This window comes from Burkholderia sp. MR1-5-21 (assembly GCF_053427715.1).
Genome location: NZ_JBSAXD010000029.1, coordinates 25882 through 41973 on the forward strand (window position 1 = coordinate 25882; position 16092 = coordinate 41973).

Annotated in this window: 12 protein-coding genes; 2 read left to right on the plus strand and 10 right to left on the minus strand. The window is 67.7% G+C overall.

Annotated features, from left to right (window positions below):
* Positions 1–58: 58 nt before the first annotated feature.
* Entirely contained in the window at positions 59–457 is a 399-nt protein-coding gene (locus tag ACV229_RS30900; protein ID WP_448086882.1) for a DUF4440 domain-containing protein, read from the minus strand.
* Between the two features lie 8 nt (positions 458–465).
* Positions 466–1848 carry an MFS transporter gene (locus tag ACV229_RS30905; RefSeq protein ID WP_448086883.1) on the minus strand — a complete coding sequence of 461 codons (1383 nt, stop codon included), beginning with the start codon at positions 1846–1848 and terminating at the stop codon, positions 466–468.
* A gap of 138 nt (positions 1849–1986) precedes the next feature.
* On the opposite strand from ACV229_RS30905, the gene ACV229_RS30910 reads away from it, so the two are divergent.
* Positions 1987–2892 carry a LysR substrate-binding domain-containing protein gene (locus ACV229_RS30910; RefSeq protein ID WP_448086884.1) on the plus strand — a complete coding sequence of 302 codons (906 nt, stop codon included), beginning with the start codon at positions 1987–1989 and terminating at the stop codon, positions 2890–2892.
* Positions 2893–2902: 10 nt separating this feature from the next.
* Here the strand turns inward: ACV229_RS30910 and iaaH are convergent, their stop codons facing one another.
* The 7 genes from iaaH to ACV229_RS30945 form a co-directional block, all read right to left on the minus strand.
* The gene (gene iaaH / locus ACV229_RS30915; RefSeq protein WP_448086885.1) at positions 2903–4324 is read right to left on the minus strand and encodes an indoleacetamide hydrolase; all 1422 of its coding nucleotides are present in this window, start codon (positions 4322–4324) and stop codon (positions 2903–2905) included.
* Positions 4325–4469: 145 nt separating this feature from the next.
* Positions 4470–7538, minus strand: coding sequence for an efflux RND transporter permease subunit (locus ACV229_RS30920; RefSeq protein ID WP_448086886.1), 3069 nt, complete (start codon positions 7536–7538; stop codon positions 4470–4472).
* Complete coding sequence (locus ACV229_RS30925) at positions 7535–8641, minus strand: efflux RND transporter periplasmic adaptor subunit (protein WP_448086887.1); 1107 nt, start codon at positions 8639–8641, stop codon at positions 7535–7537. Before ACV229_RS30925 ends, ACV229_RS30920 begins: the two co-directional genes overlap by 4 nt.
* Positions 8642–8645: 4 nt before the next feature.
* Entirely contained in the window at positions 8646–10079 is a 1434-nt protein-coding gene (locus tag ACV229_RS30930) for a TolC family protein (protein ID WP_448086888.1), read from the minus strand.
* A 157-nt stretch (positions 10080–10236) separates the two neighbouring features.
* The gene (locus ACV229_RS30935) at positions 10237–11769 is read right to left on the minus strand and encodes an amino acid permease (protein WP_448086889.1); all 1533 of its coding nucleotides are present in this window, start codon (positions 11767–11769) and stop codon (positions 10237–10239) included.
* A gap of 140 nt (positions 11770–11909) precedes the next feature.
* Positions 11910–12374: an Lrp/AsnC family transcriptional regulator gene (locus tag ACV229_RS30940; RefSeq protein ID WP_448086890.1), complete on the minus strand. Its 465-nt coding sequence runs from the start codon at positions 12372–12374 to the stop codon at positions 11910–11912.
* A 99-nt stretch (positions 12375–12473) separates the two neighbouring features.
* Positions 12474–13232 (minus strand): dimethylarginine dimethylaminohydrolase family protein, encoded by a 759-nt coding sequence (locus tag ACV229_RS30945; RefSeq protein ID WP_448086891.1) that lies wholly within the window; start codon positions 13230–13232, stop codon positions 12474–12476.
* A gap of 402 nt (positions 13233–13634) precedes the next feature.
* Here ACV229_RS30945 and trpS point away from each other — a divergent pair, with 402 nt between their 5' ends.
* Positions 13635–14651, plus strand: a complete 1017-nt coding sequence (gene trpS / locus ACV229_RS30950) for a tryptophan--tRNA ligase (RefSeq protein WP_448086892.1) — start codon at positions 13635–13637, stop codon at positions 14649–14651.
* A gap of 114 nt (positions 14652–14765) precedes the next feature.
* Here the strand turns inward: trpS and gltA are convergent, their stop codons facing one another.
* A complete protein-coding gene (gltA, locus tag ACV229_RS30955) occupies positions 14766–16067 on the minus strand; it encodes a citrate synthase (protein WP_448086893.1) in 1302 nt (433 codons plus the stop codon).
* Between the last annotated feature and the right edge of the window lie 25 nt (positions 16068–16092).

The following is a 16092-nucleotide window of genomic DNA, read 5'->3' on the forward strand; positions in this document are numbered from 1 at the left end:
CCGCTCGGGCAGCGCGTGCCTGCCGCCGGGCATCCGGCGGCAGGCGGTGCGGGCGACGTCAGCCCGTCACCGGCGTTTCATGCAGACGCAGCCAGCCGATGCGGCCGCTCGCGTCGCGCTCGAACACGACGGTCGAGCGGCGGACGGTGCGCCGCCCTTCTCCGTCGACCTGCGTCTCGCGATAGGCGATCGCCGCGCCGCCCGGCCATGTACTCACCTCGTGCAGCTCGTCGATCGAGATTCGCAGGCCCGGGCGTGCGCCGAAGCCGCGCGAGAACAGGACGTCGACATCCGCGTAATCGAGCGCGTGGCCCGGCAGCGAAATCATCGAAAAGCGCCGCGAAAAGCGCGCGAGCAGCGGCGCGAGCCCGTCGCGCGCGGCGCGGCCGGACAGCCATTGCTCGATGTCGACGTGCGCATCGACGACTTCCTGGAAAAACGGATTGGGCGGATTCATTGTTCACCTCACGATCGTTGGGAAACCGGCCGCACCGCCGGCATGCGATGCGCAGCGAGGCGCGCGACGAACGGCAGCGGCAGCAGCGTCAGCAGCGCGGCGAGGCCGAAACACTGCTGGTAAGGCAGCCGCATGTCGTCGCCGTGCATCGACAGCAGGAAGTTCAGTGCGCTGCCGAGCACGGCGACACCGAGACAGAAGCTCAGCTGCCGGTTGATGTTCCACAGCGCGCTCGCATCGCCCATCCGCGCGGCGGGCACATCGAGGAACGCCGCGCTTTGCGACGTGCTCGTGCACATGCTGGCCCCGAGCCCCATCGCGACGAACGCGAGCACGCGCCCCGCCTCGAAGCCGGCGAGCGGCGTCGCGAGCAACGCGATGCCGAGCGCATCGATCGCGATCCCGGCCAGGAACAGCGGCTTCGCGCCCCACTTCGGGAAACAGCGGCGCGTCGTCGCGATCGCGACGAACGATGCGATCGCCCACGGCACCATCAGCGCGCCCGCATGCGTCGCGCTGAGTCCGAGCGTGTTCTGCAGATACAGCGCCGCAACCAGATTCACGCCGGTGAACACGCCCGGCACGCACAGATAGACCACGAGGCCGATCCGCAGCAGAGGCTCGCCGACGAGGCGCAGGTCGAGCAGCGGCGCGGCCGCGCGTCGCGCATGCGCGACGTACGCGCCGCCGGCGACGAGCGCGACCGCGAGCGGCGCGATCGCCACGCGGCCCGCGCCCGGCTGGCCCGCGAACGTCAGGCCCAGCAGCAGCGCGACGAGCGCCACGGCGCTCAGCCCGAGGCCCCGCACGTCGAGCGCCGGCGGCCGTTCGCGCGCGTCGTCGGACGGCAGCCATGCGAACGCGAGCACGCAGGTTGCGGCGGCCAGCGGCAGCATGCCGAAGAAGATCGCGCGCCACGACGCGCGATCGACGATCACGCCGCCGAGCGCCGGCGACAGCGCGGGCACGAGCAGCGCGACCATCATCACGATCGACGTCAGGTGCGCGCGCGCGTCGGGCGGATACGCGCGATAGGCCATCGTCTGCCCGACCGGAATCAGCAGCCCGCCGCCGAGCCCCTGGATCAGCCGCCACGCCAGCAGCGCGCCGATCGACGCCGACAGGCCGACGCCGAGACTGCCGAGCGCGAACAGCAGCAGCGACGCGATCAGCAGCCGGCGCTCGCCGAAGCGGCGCGCGAGCCACGTGCCGAGCGGAATCACGACGGTCAGCCCAAGCACGTACATGTTGCCGATCCACGCCAGTTGCGCGACCGACGCGTGCAGCTCGCGCTGGATCGTCGGATACGCTGCGTTGATGACGAACATGTTCGCGAGGTCGATCGCGAACCCGAGCAGGTACACGGCGGCGATTTTCGAGCGATCGGTCATGTCGGTGGAGGGCGAACGAAACGCCGCAGTGTAAGGTTCGCCGCACGCGTCGATAAGACCGCCCGACCGGCAAGACTGGTCGAAAAATTTTGACAATCAGGGCAACATGTCGGTTTTTCGCCAAGCAGCCGACACGTCATGGTGAGTCTCGATCGTTTCGCCGTCTTCCGCGCCGTCGTGGAAACGGGGTCGTTTACGGCCGCCGCCGCCCAGTTGAATCAGGCGCGGGCGGCGGTCAGCTTCAACATCAAGCAGCTGGAGGCCGAGCTCGGCGTCACGCTGCTCACGCGCACGACGCGGCGCGTCGAACTGACCGATGCGGGCGATCGCTTTTATGCGCGCTGCCTGCGCGTGCTGGAAGAAGCCGAAAGCGCGATCGACGATGCCCGCAGCGAGCACGGCGGGATGCACGGCGTGCTGCGCGTGACGTCGACCGTCGAATACGGAACGATGGTCGTCGCGCCGGCGCTGCACGCGTTCATGCAGCGGCACCCCGCGCTGCGCGTGCGGCTCGAGACGCATGCGTCGCAGGTCGATCTCGTGCGCGATCGCGTCGACGTCGCGATCCGGCTCGGCCGGCTCGAGCAATTCCAGGACCTGCCGTATCGCGGCGCGTGCCTCGCGACCTACGAAGTGCGGCCCGTGATCGCGCCGTCGCTGCTCGCCGAGGCCGGCCTGTCGCGCATCGATTCGCCGGACGTGCTCGCGCGACTGCCGCAGCTCGGCCACACGCGGCTCGAACGGATCGCCACGTGGACGCTCGCCGATCGCGACGGCAACCCGCACGCGTTCCGGCCCGGCGCAAAGCCGCGCGTCGTCGTCGACAACGCATCGGTGCTGCGCGTGCTCGCGCGGCAAGGCAGCGGCGTCGCGCTGCTGCCCGAATGGCTCGTGCGCGACGACCTCGCAAGCGGCGCGCTGGTCGACGCGCTGCCCGGCTACCGGTTTCCGCCGCAGGCCGTGTACGCGCTGTATCCGTCGACCGCGCACGTGCCGCAGAAGGTGCGCGCGTGGGTCGATTTCATGAAGGCCTACCTGGCCTGAGCACGGCCGTTCAGGCAGCCGCCACGTCGTCACGCAGCCGTGCGTCGATGCGGCGCGCGATCGCGAGCAGGCGACGGTCGCTGCCGCACGGCCCTTCCAGCATCAGCCCTACCGGCAGCGCCGTGTGCGCGGAGCGCCCCGCCGGGATCGACACGGACGGCACGCCCGCGAGCGTCGCCGGCGACGTCTGGCGCACGACGCGCGCGAACAGCGCCCCAGCCTGCGCGGCCGTCATCGCCGCCGTGTCGTCGAGCGACGGCGGCTCGCCCGGCACCGTCGGCATCGCGATGCAATCGACCGGCGTGCCGAATGCGTCGTCATACCAGTGCACGAGCTGCTGCCGGCAGGCGATCGCTTCCGCGTACGCCGCGGCGTCGACCGGCCTGGACAGGAACGACCGGAAGATCTCGCGCACGTCGTCGCTCGCGATCCGCTCGACGAATGTGTCGAACGCAATGCCGAGGCGTTCCGTCGCGAAGCGGCGCCAGTACCGGTTCGCCTCGAATGCCGCGATCGGAAAGCCGCATGCTTCGCTCGCGTCGTGCAACGGCGCCGCCGGCAGCGGCACGAGCGTCGCGCCGGCCGCTGCGAACGACGCGAGCGCGCGCTCGATACATGCCGCGACGCCCGGATCGAGCGCGTCGAAGTAAGGCGAAGCCGGCACGCCGATGCGCAGCTGCGCCCATTCGGGCGCAACGGTGGTGCTGTCGTCGCGCGTCAGCACGGCGTCGAGCAGCAGCAGGTCGTCGATTCCATGGCCGATCGGCCCGACCGTATCGCGGGTGGGCGACAGCGACAGTACGCCGTGCGGCGAATAGCGCTGCGCCGACGGCCGCAGTCCGTACACGCCGCAGAACGCGGCCGGAATACGCACCGAGCCGCCCGTATCGGTGCCGAGGCCGAACGGGATGCCAGCCGCGACGGCCGCCGCCGTTCCGCCGCTCGACCCGCCGGCGATGCGCCGCGGATCCTGCGGATTGCCGACCGCGCCGAAATGCCGGTTGCCGCTCGTGATGCCGAACGCAAGCTCGTGCATGTTGGCCTTGCCGAGCGGCACCGCACCGGCGTCGAGCAGGCGCCGCACCGTCAGCGCATCGGCGGCCGCGCGATAGCCGTCCACCGCGGGGCTCGCGCCGAGCGTCGGCATCGCGACGGTATCGAGGTTGTCCTTGATCACGAACGGCACGCCGGCAAGCGGCAGCGCGTCACCCTGCGCGACGCGCGCATCGACGCGCTCGGCCGTGCGGCGCGCAAGGTCCGCATCGATGTGCACCATTGCATTGAGCGGCGCGATCGCCGCGAGGCGCGCGAGCGCGTCGTCGGCGAATTCGGTGGCGCGTCGTTCGGCCGTGCGCACGGCGGAGGCGATATCGCGGACGCTGGCGTTCGCGGCAAGCGAGGAAGAGGAAACGCGGTTCGGCAGAGTTGTCATGTTGTGTGCTGGACGCGGAGTCGATCGGGAACATGCGCGGCGTGCCGCAGGCCCTGTGCGACACGCCGCGCGTTGCGATGGTATCCCGGCCGACGGCCGCCCGTCACGCGGCCGGCCACCGGGCCGTCGGCCACTCATGCGGCGACTACGCGCTCGCCTCGCGACTCCGCAACCGTCCCGTCAGCAGCACGCGCAGCAGCGCCGGCAGCACCAGCAGCACGAGCGGCAACTGCACGACCAGCCCCGAAATGATCGCGACCGCGAGTGGCTGCTGCATCGCCGAGCCCTGCCCGAGCGCGAACGCGAGCGGCAGCAGCGCGAGGATCGCCGCGATCGTCGTCATCGCGATCGGCCGCAGGCGGTTGCGGCCGGCCGCGAGCAGTGCCGCGTCGGGCGCCATCCCTTCGTCGCGCACGAGCCCTTGGAATTCCGACACGTAAAAGATCGCAACCTCGGTCACGATCCCGACGATCATCGTCATGCCCATCATCGCGGAGATGTTGAGCTCGATGCCCGTCGCCCACAGCCCGATGAACACGGCGCCGGTCGCGCACAGCGGCATCGCCATCACCGCGATCGCGACGCGGAATCGCTCGTAGAGGAACAGCAGCAGCCCGAACACCAGCGCAACCGCCGCGCCGAACACCGCGATCAGTCCGCGGAATGCGATCTGTTGCTGCTGGTACAGGCCACCCAGCTCGTAATAGACGCGCTGCGGCAACAGGCTTGTATCGCCGAGCGCACGCTGCACGTCGGCGATCGTCGAACCGAGATCGCGGCCGTCGATCCGCGCGGTGACGGCCACCATCCGCTTCAGGTTGTCGCGGCTGATCTCCGGCTGGCCGCTGACCGTGACGCGGTCGGTCACGCGGTCGAGCGGGAACATGTGCCCGTCGGGCGCGCGGATCTGCAGTTCGCCGAGCCCCGTGCCGTTCATCCGCATCGCGTCGGACACCCGCACGCGCACGCCGACCGTCTTCGGCCCCTGCTGGAACTGCGTCGCAACGTTGCCTTCGAGCAGGTCCGACACCTGCTGCGCGATCGACTGCGGGTCCATCCCTTCGGCAGCGGCCGCATCGGGCCGGATGTGCAGGTCGAGTGCGTCGCCGGCCGGGTTGATGCCGTCGTCAACGTCGACGATGCCCGGGATCTTGCCGATGCGTGCGGCCACGCGCCGCGCGGTCGCGTCGAGCACGTTCGGATCGTCCGAGTAGATCTTGATCTGCACCGGCTGCGGCACCGCGGTCAGGTCGCCGATCAGGTCCTCCATCAGCTGCGCGAGCTCGACGTTCACGCCGGGTACATTCGTCTCGATCTTCGAGCGGATCTCTTCCATCACGGTATCGATCGGCTCGCGCGAACCCGATTTCAGGCGCACGAAGAAGTCGCCCTTGTTCGGCTCGTTGAGATCGCCGCCGAGGCCCGCGCCGGTGCGGCGCGAATACGTCGCGACGTTCGGGTTGTCGCGGATGATCGTCTCGACCTCGCGCATCAACCGATCCGTCTCGGTGATCGACGTCCCGGGCGCGGTGTGGTAATCGAGCACGAAACCGCCCTCGTCCATCGACGGCATGAAGCCGCTGCCGACGCGCGTGAACGCGAACGCCGCGACGACGACGAGCGGCAGCACGCCCGCAAGCACGAGCGCCGGCTTGCGGCTCACGCGCTCGACCAGCGCCGCATAGCGCGTGTTCAGCCAGTGCGCGAAACGCGATTCGCGATGCTCTTCCGCGTCGGCAGGCGTGAGCCAGTGATCGCACAGGATCGGTATCGCGAGCCAGCTCACGACAAACGAAATGAACAGCGCGCTCGCCATCGTGATCGACAGCGCCTTGAAGAAGGCGCCCGTCACGCCGGACAAGAACGCGAGCGGCACGAAGATGATCAGCGTCGCGGCCGACGAGCCCGCGAGCGGCCGCGTGAATTCAAGCGCCGCACTCATCACGCGGCCGTGGAACGCATGCGCACCCGCCTCGCGCATGCGCCGTGCAATGTGTTCGATCATCACGATCGCGTCGTCGATCACGAGGCCGACCGCCGCCGCCATCCCGCCGAGCGTCATGATGTTGAAGCCCATTCCGAACACGTCGAGCAGCAGGATCGTCGCGCTCATCACGACCGGCACCAGCGCGACCGCGATCGCGGTGATCTTCCAGTTGCGCAGGAATACGAACAGCGTGAGCGCGGCCAGCACGACGCCGATCAGGATCGCATCGCGCACGCTCGACGCGGACGCGATCACGAGCTGGCTCTGGTCGTACCAGTTCGCGAGATGCACGCCAGGCGGCATCTGCTTCTGAAAATCCGCGAGCTTCGCGCGGATCGCCGCGGCCATCGCGACGCTGTTCGCGCCCGGCTGCTGGAACACGTTGACGAGCACCGCATCCTGGCCGTCGGCCGTCACGCGGATCCATTGCGGAACCGTGCCGCGCGACACCGTCGCGACGTCGCCGACGCGCACCTGGTTGCCGCCCGACGACGACACGACCGCGTTGCGCAGCATGTCGAGCGACGTGATGGTCGTGTCGGCGACGACGAGATTCAGCTTGTAGTGATCCTCGATCCGACCTGTCGCCATCAGCACGTTGCCCGCGCCGATCGCCTTCGACACGTCCTCGACCGACAGCTTGTACGCGGCGAGCCGCTCGGGATCGATCTCGACCTGCAGCTCGTCCTGCGCGCCGCCCGTCACCTCGACACGCGCGACGCCGTCGACCGACGACAGCAGCGGCCGCAGCTGGAATTGCGCGAGATCGCGCAACTGCGACAGCGATTGCCGCGACGACGTCAGGCTGTACGCGAACACCGGGAACACGGTCGGGTCCATCCGCTTCACCTGCATCGTCGTAGCGGCCGGCAGCGACGGCAGGATTTCCGCGATCGCCGACTGCGCCTGCAGCGTCGCCTGCGCCATGTCGGTGCCCCAGTCGAAGTTCAGCGAGATCTCCGCCGAGCCGCGGCTCGTCTTCGATTCGACGTCGCGCACATTCGGCACGCGCCGCAGCGCCTCCTCGACCGGCATCGTCACGAGCGTGGCCATCTGCTCGGCCGGCCGGTCGCCCGCATCGAGCGACACGACCGCGCGCGGAAACGACACGTTCGGAAACAGCGAAATCGGCAGCCGGAACGCCGTCAGCGCGCCGGCGACCGCGAGCAGCGCGACGACGAACAGCAGCGATCGCCGGTGCATCTGCATCCATTGCCCGAAATTCATTGGTGCGCGCCTCCGGCAGAATGCACGGCCATCCCGTCCTGCAATTCGTAGTTGCCGGTCACGACGAGCGGCTCCGCCGCATTCACCGGGCCATCGACGCCGTAGCGGTCGCCGCTTTCGACGCGCACCGCGACATCGACGCGATGTGCGGTGTGCTTCGGCGTGACCTGGAACACGTACGCCCCCTTCGCATCGCGCAGGACGGCGGAGCGCGGCACGACCCACCATGTGCCGGTCTGCGTCGCGATGTCGGCGCTCACGCGCGTGCCCGGGATGAATGCGGTGCCGCCGAGTTGCACGTTCGCGCCGACATCCACGAGCTGGCTCTGCGGATCGATCGATGCGCCCGCGACGACGACCTGCCCCGACGGATTCGCGTGCGCGAGCGCGGTGGACAGCCCGTGCAGCACGACCGAATCGCCCGCGCGAATCGACGCGGCCGCCGACGGCTCGACGCCGAGCGTCACGTTCACCTGGCGGCTCGATGCGCCGCCCGTCGCCGCGAGCTGCGCGATCGTCACGCCGGCTTGCACCTGGTCGCCCGGCAACGCCGAAAGCTGTGACACGACACCCGCAACCGGCGCCGTGACCGTCACGTCGCCGCCGCGCACGCCCATCTGCCGCTGCGCGGCCTGCCCCTGCTGCGCATCGTCGAGCGCCTTCTGCGCGGCGGCGAGCTGCGACTGCGTCGCGAGGCCGTCGTCGACCAGCGAGCGCGTGCGTGCGAGCTCGCCGCGCGCGAGCGTCAGCGCGCTCGCGGCCTGCGCTGCGGTCAGCACCACGGCGGGATCGGCCTGCACGACGACGAGCGGCGCGCCTCGTGCGACCGCCTGGCCGGGCAGCACGAGCACCTTGCGGATGCGCGCCGTGTACGGCAGGTTCACCGACGTGACGCTGGCCGACGACGCGGCGACGACGCCATACGCGCGCACCCGCTGCGAGATCGGCGCGCGCTGCACGCGCACGGTGTCGACCGCGGCGGACACGGGTTCATCGGCGTGCGCGGGTCCGGCGAACGGCGCGAGTATGGCAAATGCGGCGGCAAGCGGCACGGCAAGCGTGGCCGCGCGACGGCGGGTAAAGCGATTCAGAACGACTGGCATGAGGTCAACGCTGGGTGGATTCGGTGGAAAATGCATCCGGGACCGCGCTGCCGAGCAGCGCCTGCAGGCCGATGCGTTGCTCGGCCAGCGCGTCGCGCTGCGTCGCCGCATCGATCCGTTTCGTCAGCGCGGCGAGTTGTGCGTCGGTGTACTGCCCGAGCGTGATGTCGTGCACGGCGTACGCGTGCTGCGCATGCGCGGCAGCCTGCTCGAGCGCAGGCAGCGCGGCCTCGTCCTGCTCGAGCTGCTGCGATGCAAGCCGAGAATCGGCACGCAGATGCGCGATGTCCGCATAGGCGGCGTTCAGGCGGGTCTGGTATTCGTCGCCGAGCCGCTCGCGGGTCGCCTGCTCGATCGCGACATTGCCGCGGTTGCGGTTGAAGATCGGCAGGCTCAGCGCGATCTGGAAACCCGTCGTGTAGATGCCCGACGTGTCGCGCGCGCGGTTGAAGCCGACGTTCAGGCTCGGAAACTGGTTCAGGATCGCCGCGCGGTATTTCTGTTCCTGTGCGTCATAGCCGGCCTGCAGCGCGATCAGGTCGGGACGCCGTTTCGGCAGTTCGGCCATCGCGTCGTCGAGCGTCGCAGCGGGCAAGGCCGCCGCCGCGTCGGAACCGACGAGCCGCAGCTCGACTTCCGGCGCGAGTCCGAGCAGCGCATTCAAGTCATGGCGAGTCTGCTCCCGCGCACGAAGCATGTCGTCGTACTGCTTGCGTGCGTCGCTGTATGTGGTCGACGCGACGCTGACGGCGTCATCGGTCACATTGCCGGCCTGCCGCGCATGCGTGGTCCGCTCGTAGCGCGTCGCATCGAGATCGCGCGCCTGCGCGAGCAGCGGCAGCACCGCGTCTTCGTAGCGCGCCTTCGTGTAGAGCTGCTTTGCCTGCGCGACGACCTGCCACTCCTGCCACAGCAGGCCGAGGTCGGTCTTGCGCACGGTCGCGTCGGCGGAGCGCTTGTTCGCGTTGCGCGTGACGATCGCCATCACGTCCATGCTGAGGCCGTAATTGAAAGCGCGCTCGAAGCCTGCCGCGCCCGGAAAATCGCTGGATACCGACAGTTGCGGATCGGGCAGCAATCCGGCGGAAAACGCCTGCGCCTGCGCGATCCCGAGATCGTCGCGCGCAAGCTTCAGGTCGGGATTGTTCGAGACCGCGAGCATTGCGACGTCCTCGATGTCGAAGCCGCCGGACGGATCGAAGCGATGCGCGGCCAGTTCCGGCAGCGGCATTTTCGCGGGATCGATGCGCAGGCGTTCGAGCGCGTCGGCGCTCGTCAGCGTCGGATGCGAACTCAACGGCTGCGGGTGATAGACAGTGCAGCCGCCGAGCGCAGCAACACACGACACAGCGCAGGCCAATGCCATGCGTGCGACGCGCGGACGCGAGCGTAGCCTGGAAACGTGGAACGGCACCGATGCAAGCGGAGAGCGGGACAAAAGTCGCTCCTTGTCGGGTTGACGTGATAACGGACGCCGCGCCGACGGGTCGGAGCGAACGTGGCGCCATTATCCTGGCCGCTTGCTTAAGGAGTGATTAAGCAGCCGCAGAACATGCGGCGGGAAGGTTGCCGCCCGGCAACGCGATTGCCACCGGTCAGTGGCCGTGACCGTGCGCGCCCGTCGCCGCGTCGACCGCTTCGACGGACCGGTTCAGCCACGGGCCGATATCCATCTCCTCGTAGCGCACGAGCCGGCTCTTGCGCACGCGGCGATACGCCCACCAGAGCGCGACGAACAGCGGAATCCACACGTATATGGACAGCACCTCCATCCAGTCGATGCGGGCCGCGAAGAACGCCTGATAATCCTGCCCGAGCGAGATCACGATGCAGATCGCGATCGCGAACAGCGGCCCGAACGGGAACCACTTCGCGCGGTACGGCAACTGGTCGAGCCGGTAGCCCTGCTTCAGGAAGCCCTTGCGGAACCGGTAGTGGCAGACCGCGATGCCGAGCCACGCGATGAAGCCGGTGATGCCGACCGTGTTCAGCAGCCACAGATAGATGCTCTGGTTGTTCGCCAGCGACGTGAGAAAACACAGCCCGCCCACCGCCATCGTCGCGTACAGCGCGTTGCGCGGCACGCCGCCCGGCGACAGCGTCGCGAACATCGCGGGCGCCCGGCCTTCGTTCGCGAGGTTGTACAGCATCCGTGTCGCCGCGTAGGTGCCGGAGTTGCCGGCAGACAGCACGGCGGTCAGGATCACGATGTTCATCACGTCCGCGGCAAGCGGAAACCCGGCGTGGCTGAACACCAGCGTGAACGGGCTCACGCCGATGTCGGTCACGTCGCTCTTCAGCAGGTTCGGGTCCGTGTACGGAATCAGCAGCCCGATCACGAAGATCGCGAGCACGTAGAACAGCATGATCCGCCAGAAGATCTGCTTCACCGCGCGCGGGATCGTCTTGCGCGGGTTTTCCGATTCGCCGGCCGTGATCCCGACCAGCTCGGTGCCGAGAAACGAGAATCCCGCGATCAGCGCGACGCTCATCATCGCGTGCACGCCGCCGACGAACGGCGCGTCGCCCGTCGTGAAATTGCGCCAGCCGACCGCGTGTCCGTGACCGATCGCGCCGGCCGCGATCAGCAGCCCCGCGGCGATGAACGCGATCACCGTGACGACCTTGATCAGCGAGAACCAGTACTCGGATTCACCGAAGCCGCGCACGGACAACGTGTTCAGCAGGAAGATCAGCACGAGGAATGCCGCGCCCCACCAGACGCCGGGCACGCCGGGAAACCAGTAGCGCATCACGATCTGTGCGGCCACGAGCTCGATCGCGATCGTCACGGCCCAGCTGTACCAGTAGGTCCAGCCGAGCGCGACGCCAAAGCCTTCGTCGACATACTTCTCGCCGTAGATCGCGAACGAGCCCGACACGGGCATCAGCGCGGCCATTTCACCGAGGCCCGTGACGACGAAATAGACCATCAGCCCGATCGCGATATACGCGGCGATCGCGCCGCCGGGCCCTGCCTGCGCAACCGACGCGCCGGACGCGACGAACAGTCCGGTGCCGATCGAGCCGCCGATCGCGATCATCGCGATATGGCGGCTCTGCAGACGGCGCTTCAGTGTCGTCGCCGACGGGGAAGCCGACCGCTCCGTCGCTTGCAAAGCGTCCATAGTGTTCACCTTGGAAAAATTCGATCAAATCGATTTGATTCGGGATGCAAAACAAATTGCCTGGTCTTTCGCATCGCGCCCGATGTCAGTCAAGCCCTTGCCGCCGTACCGATGGATCTTTACCCGCGCGGCAGGCCGCGTCAGGCGACGCTGCGCTTGATCACCTGCAGTTCGGCGGTCGTCACGATCTTCTCGATCCTGTACCGCGAACTCTCGAGCCACACGTTCGCGATCCGGCGGTATTCGTCGAGATCCTCGCATGCGAGCCGCACGAGGAAATCGAACGTGCCGCTGACGAGCCAGCAATCGAGCACCGCCGGATTCGCGCGCATTTCCTCTTCGAACGGCGTCTGCGAGCGCCCGTGGTCGGCCAGCACGATCTGCGCAAGCACGACGATCGGCTTGGTCTCGTGCGGCGCGTTGATCACCGCACGGTACCCTTCGATGATCCCGAGCGCCTCGAGCCGCTCGACGCGCGCCTGGCACGGCCGCGGCGTCAGGTTGACGAGCTCGGACAGCTTCCGGTACGAGATTCGCCCGTCGTTGCGCAGAATGTCGAGGATCCGGAGATCAATCTTGTCGAGCTGCATCTTCTTGTCGGGCATCCGCGTTCGCTCCAGTCGGGTCGTGGTCTGCGCGCGGAGCGCCAACCGCCCCGCACGCGCGCCACATTATCCGACCGAACCGGACCACGCGCCAATCGGCTAGAACCGCAGCGACAGGCAGGTCAGCCCGCCGTCCATCTTGCGGAACTCGCTCGTGTCGATCACGTGCAGCGGCAGGCCGAGCGTCTCGAGGCTCGCATGCACGCGCGGATAGCCGGCCGGCGTGATCAGCGCGTCGTTCACGCGCAGCGTGTTGCCCGCGTATTCGTCGGCCGGCGCGACGACGATCCGGCGGAACCCGGCGAATGCCGGATGGCCGGCCAGCGCTTCGTTGACGAGCAGCGTGTCGTCGCCGACGCTGTTGACGACCGACTTCAGATGCAGCCCGTCGCCCACCGGCACCGCGACGACCGTGTAGCCGTACGGCGACACGAGCGCTTCGAAGGCCTCGATGCCTTCGGCGTCGGTGCGGCCGGTCAGGCCGATGTAGAAACGCTTGCCGACGAGCATCACGTCGCCGCCGTCGAGCCGGCCCGTGCGCATCGGCAGCAATTCGCGATGCGCGGCAAGGGCCGCTTCGATGTGCGCGATTTCACCGCGCCGCGCCGGCGCGCCGGGACGCGTGATCACCGCGAATTCCGGCGTGACGACGGCGACGTCCTCGACGAAGTGCGAATCCGGGAACACGTCGAGCGGCGGCAGCTCGGTCAGCTCGACGCCGAGCTTGCGCAGCGTGTCGCAGTATCCGTGGAACTGCGTCAGCGTCTTGTCGTGATCGGGTGCGCCGAGCTGTGCGGTGGTGAGGCCGGCGCCGCACGACGGCGCGGGACGGCGGACGATCGCTTGCATGAAATACATCGACTCCTCCATGGTCTGGGGGCGGCCGGTGCGACATGCGGTGTCGCCGCCCCGTGTTCCAGACCATTATCGGAAGTCAAAATAGGCCAACTGCGTCGATTTCGGCTGCGCTCACAGCCGATTGCGTCGAATTGCGCGTCGCCCGCAGCCGAATCGGCAACGGCTCGCGCGACGTCGATCCGGGCCACCGCCAGCGAACGGATCCGCGATTGCGCTATACTCGCCCAATGCATACGAAACGTCCCTCGCTGAACCAGCATCGTTGGTGGCGCGCCTGACCCGGGCGGCCCGTTTCTCCACGCACATCGAAAACGTGATGCCGCCAGTCCAGGCGGCATTTTGGTTTCGACGCGCTCATGGCTGGTGGTGTCTCGAACTGTCGACAACACAGGACACCAGACCATGACCCACACGAATCGCCCCATCATCCTGACCGGCGACCGGACGACCGGACCGCTGCACCTCGGCCACTACATCGGCTCATTGAGCGCCCGGGTGCGGATGCAGCACGAAGCGCAGCAGTTCCTGCTGCTCGCGGACACGCAGGCCCTGACCGACAACATGGGCCGCCACCAGAAAGTCACCGAAAACGTGATCGAAGTCGCGCTCGACTATCTCGCCGTCGGTATCGATCCGGCGCTGTCGACCATCGTCATCCAGTCGCAGGTGCCTGAACTCGCAGAGCTGTCGCAGTACCTGCTCAATCTCGTGACGGTCGCGCGCCTCGAGCGCAATCCGACCATCAAGGAAGAAATCCGTCTGCGCGGATTCGAGCGCGACATCCCGGCCGGCTTCCTGACCTACCCGGTCAGCCAGGCCGCCGACATCACCGCGTTCAAGGCGACGCACGTGCCCGTCGGCGACGATCAGCTTCCGATGATCGAGCAGACCAACGAACTGGTACGCCGCTTCAACAACACGGTCGAACGGCAGGTGCTGGTCGAATGCGAAGCCGTGCTGTCGCCGGTGACACGGCTGCCCGGCATCGACGGCAAGGCCAAGATGAGCAAATCGCTGGGCAACGCGATCACGCTCGGCGCGACGCCGGACGAAATCACGAAGGCGGTCAACGACATGTACACCGATCCAAACCACCTGCGGGTCAGCGACCCGGGTCAGGTCGAGGGCAATGTCGTGTTCACGTTCCTGGACGCGTTCGAGCCCGACGTGCAGAAGGTTGCCGAACTGAAGGCCCACTATCGTCGCGGCGGGCTGGGCGACAGCGTGGTCAAGCGCGTACTGAACGAGCGGCTGCAGGCGCTGATCGAACCGATTCGCACGCGCCGTCGCGAATTCGACGGGGACCGTGCCGAGGTGATGGCCATCCTGCGCCGCGGCACGATGCGCGCGCGGAAAGTCGCCGGCGACACGTTGTCCGACGTGAAAAGCGCACTGGGCCTGACCTACTTCGAAGGTTGAGAAAGGCCACGGATACGCAAAAAAACACCCCGGCGGGTTGGCCCGGCCGGGGTGTCGTGGCGCTGCGCTTCGCCGGACGCGAACGGCCCGAAGGCCATTCGCGCCACGCACGGCTTAACGTGCGCTGATCGGCTTCGCTTCGCGCGGCGTGTCGCCGATGAACAGCTGACGCGGACGGCCGATCTTCTGCTCCGGATCCGCAATCATTTCGTTCCACTGTGCGATCCAGCCGACCGTACGTGCCATCGCGAAGATGCAGGTGAACATCGACGTCGGGATGCCCAGCGCGCGCTGGACGATGCCCGAGTAGAAGTCGACGTTCGGGTACAGCTTGCGCGACACGAAGTACTCGTCTTCCAGCGCGATCTTCTCGAGCTGCATCGCGAGCTTGAACAGCGGGTCGTCGTGCAGGCCCAGTTCGTTCAGCACTTCGTAGCACGTCTCGCGCATCAGCTTCGCACGCGGGTCGTAGTTCTTGTACACGCGGTGGCCGAAGCCCATCAGCTTCACGCCCGAATTCTTGTCCTTCACCTGCTTGATGAATTCGGGAATGTTGTCCGGCGAGCCGATCTGCTCGAGCATGTTCAGCGCGGCTTCGTTCGCGCCGCCGTGCGCCGGGCCCCACAGACATGCGATACCGGCCGCGATACACGCGAACGGGTTCGCGCCCGACGAGCCGGCCAGGCGGACCGTCGACGTCGATGCGTTCTGCTCGTGATCGGCGTGCAGGATCAGGATGCGGTCGAGCGCGCGGACGAGCACGTCGTTGACCTTGTACTCTTCGCACGGGTTCGAGAACATCATGTGCATGAAGTTCGCGCTGTACGACAGCGAGTTCTTCGGATACACGAACGGCTGGCCGATGCTGTACTTGTACGCCATCGCGACAAGCGTCGGCAGCTTCGCGATCATGCGGATCGCCGACACTTCACGGTGACGCGGGTCGTTGATGTCGAGCGAGTCGTGGTAGAACGCCGACAGCGCGCCGACTGCGGCGACCAGGATCGCCATCGGGTGCGCGTCGCGGCGGAAACCGCGGAAGAAGAAGTGCATCTGCTCGTGCACCATCGTGTGCTTCGTGACGGTGTCGACGAATTCCTTCTTCTGCGCTTCGTTCGGCAGTTCGCCCTTCAGCAGCAGGTAGCAGCTCTCGAGGAAGTCCGCATTCTGTGCGAGGTTGTCGATCGGGTAGCCGCGATACAGCAGCTCGCCCTTGTCGCCGTCGATGTACGTGATCGCCGAGTTGCAGGATGCCGTCGACATGAAGCCCGGGTCGTACGTGAACTTGCCGGTCTGGCCGTACAGCTTGCGGATGTCGATCACGTCCGGGCCCATCGTGCCCTTGTAGATCGGCAGTTCGACGCTCGGCGAATTGTCGCTGAACGATAGCGTGGCTTTTACATCAGACGGAGTCATGGCACATCCTCAATCGAAATATAGA

Coding starts and splice junctions, on each gene's coding strand:
- trpS (WP_448086892.1), top strand. CDS start 13,635: ATGACCCACACGAATCGCCCCATCATCCTGACCGGCGACCGGACGACC.
- ACV229_RS30945 (WP_448086891.1), bottom strand. CDS start 13,232: ATGTATTTCATGCAAGCGATCGTCCGCCGTCCCGCGCCGTCGTGCGGC.
- ACV229_RS30905 (WP_448086883.1), bottom strand. CDS start 1,848: ATGACCGATCGCTCGAAAATCGCCGCCGTGTACCTGCTCGGGTTCGCG.
- ACV229_RS30900 (WP_448086882.1), bottom strand. CDS start 457: ATGAATCCGCCCAATCCGTTTTTCCAGGAAGTCGTCGATGCGCACGTC.
- ACV229_RS30925 (WP_448086887.1), bottom strand. CDS start 8,641: ATGCCAGTCGTTCTGAATCGCTTTACCCGCCGTCGCGCGGCCACGCTT.
- ACV229_RS30920 (WP_448086886.1), bottom strand. CDS start 7,538: ATGAATTTCGGGCAATGGATGCAGATGCACCGGCGATCGCTGCTGTTC.
- ACV229_RS30910 (WP_448086884.1), top strand. CDS start 1,987: ATGGTGAGTCTCGATCGTTTCGCCGTCTTCCGCGCCGTCGTGGAAACG.
- ACV229_RS30940 (WP_448086890.1), bottom strand. CDS start 12,374: ATGCCCGACAAGAAGATGCAGCTCGACAAGATTGATCTCCGGATCCTC.
- ACV229_RS30935 (WP_448086889.1), bottom strand. CDS start 11,769: ATGGACGCTTTGCAAGCGACGGAGCGGTCGGCTTCCCCGTCGGCGACG.
- iaaH (WP_448086885.1), bottom strand. CDS start 4,324: ATGACAACTCTGCCGAACCGCGTTTCCTCTTCCTCGCTTGCCGCGAAC.
- gltA (WP_448086893.1), bottom strand. CDS start 16,067: ATGACTCCGTCTGATGTAAAAGCCACGCTATCGTTCAGCGACAATTCG.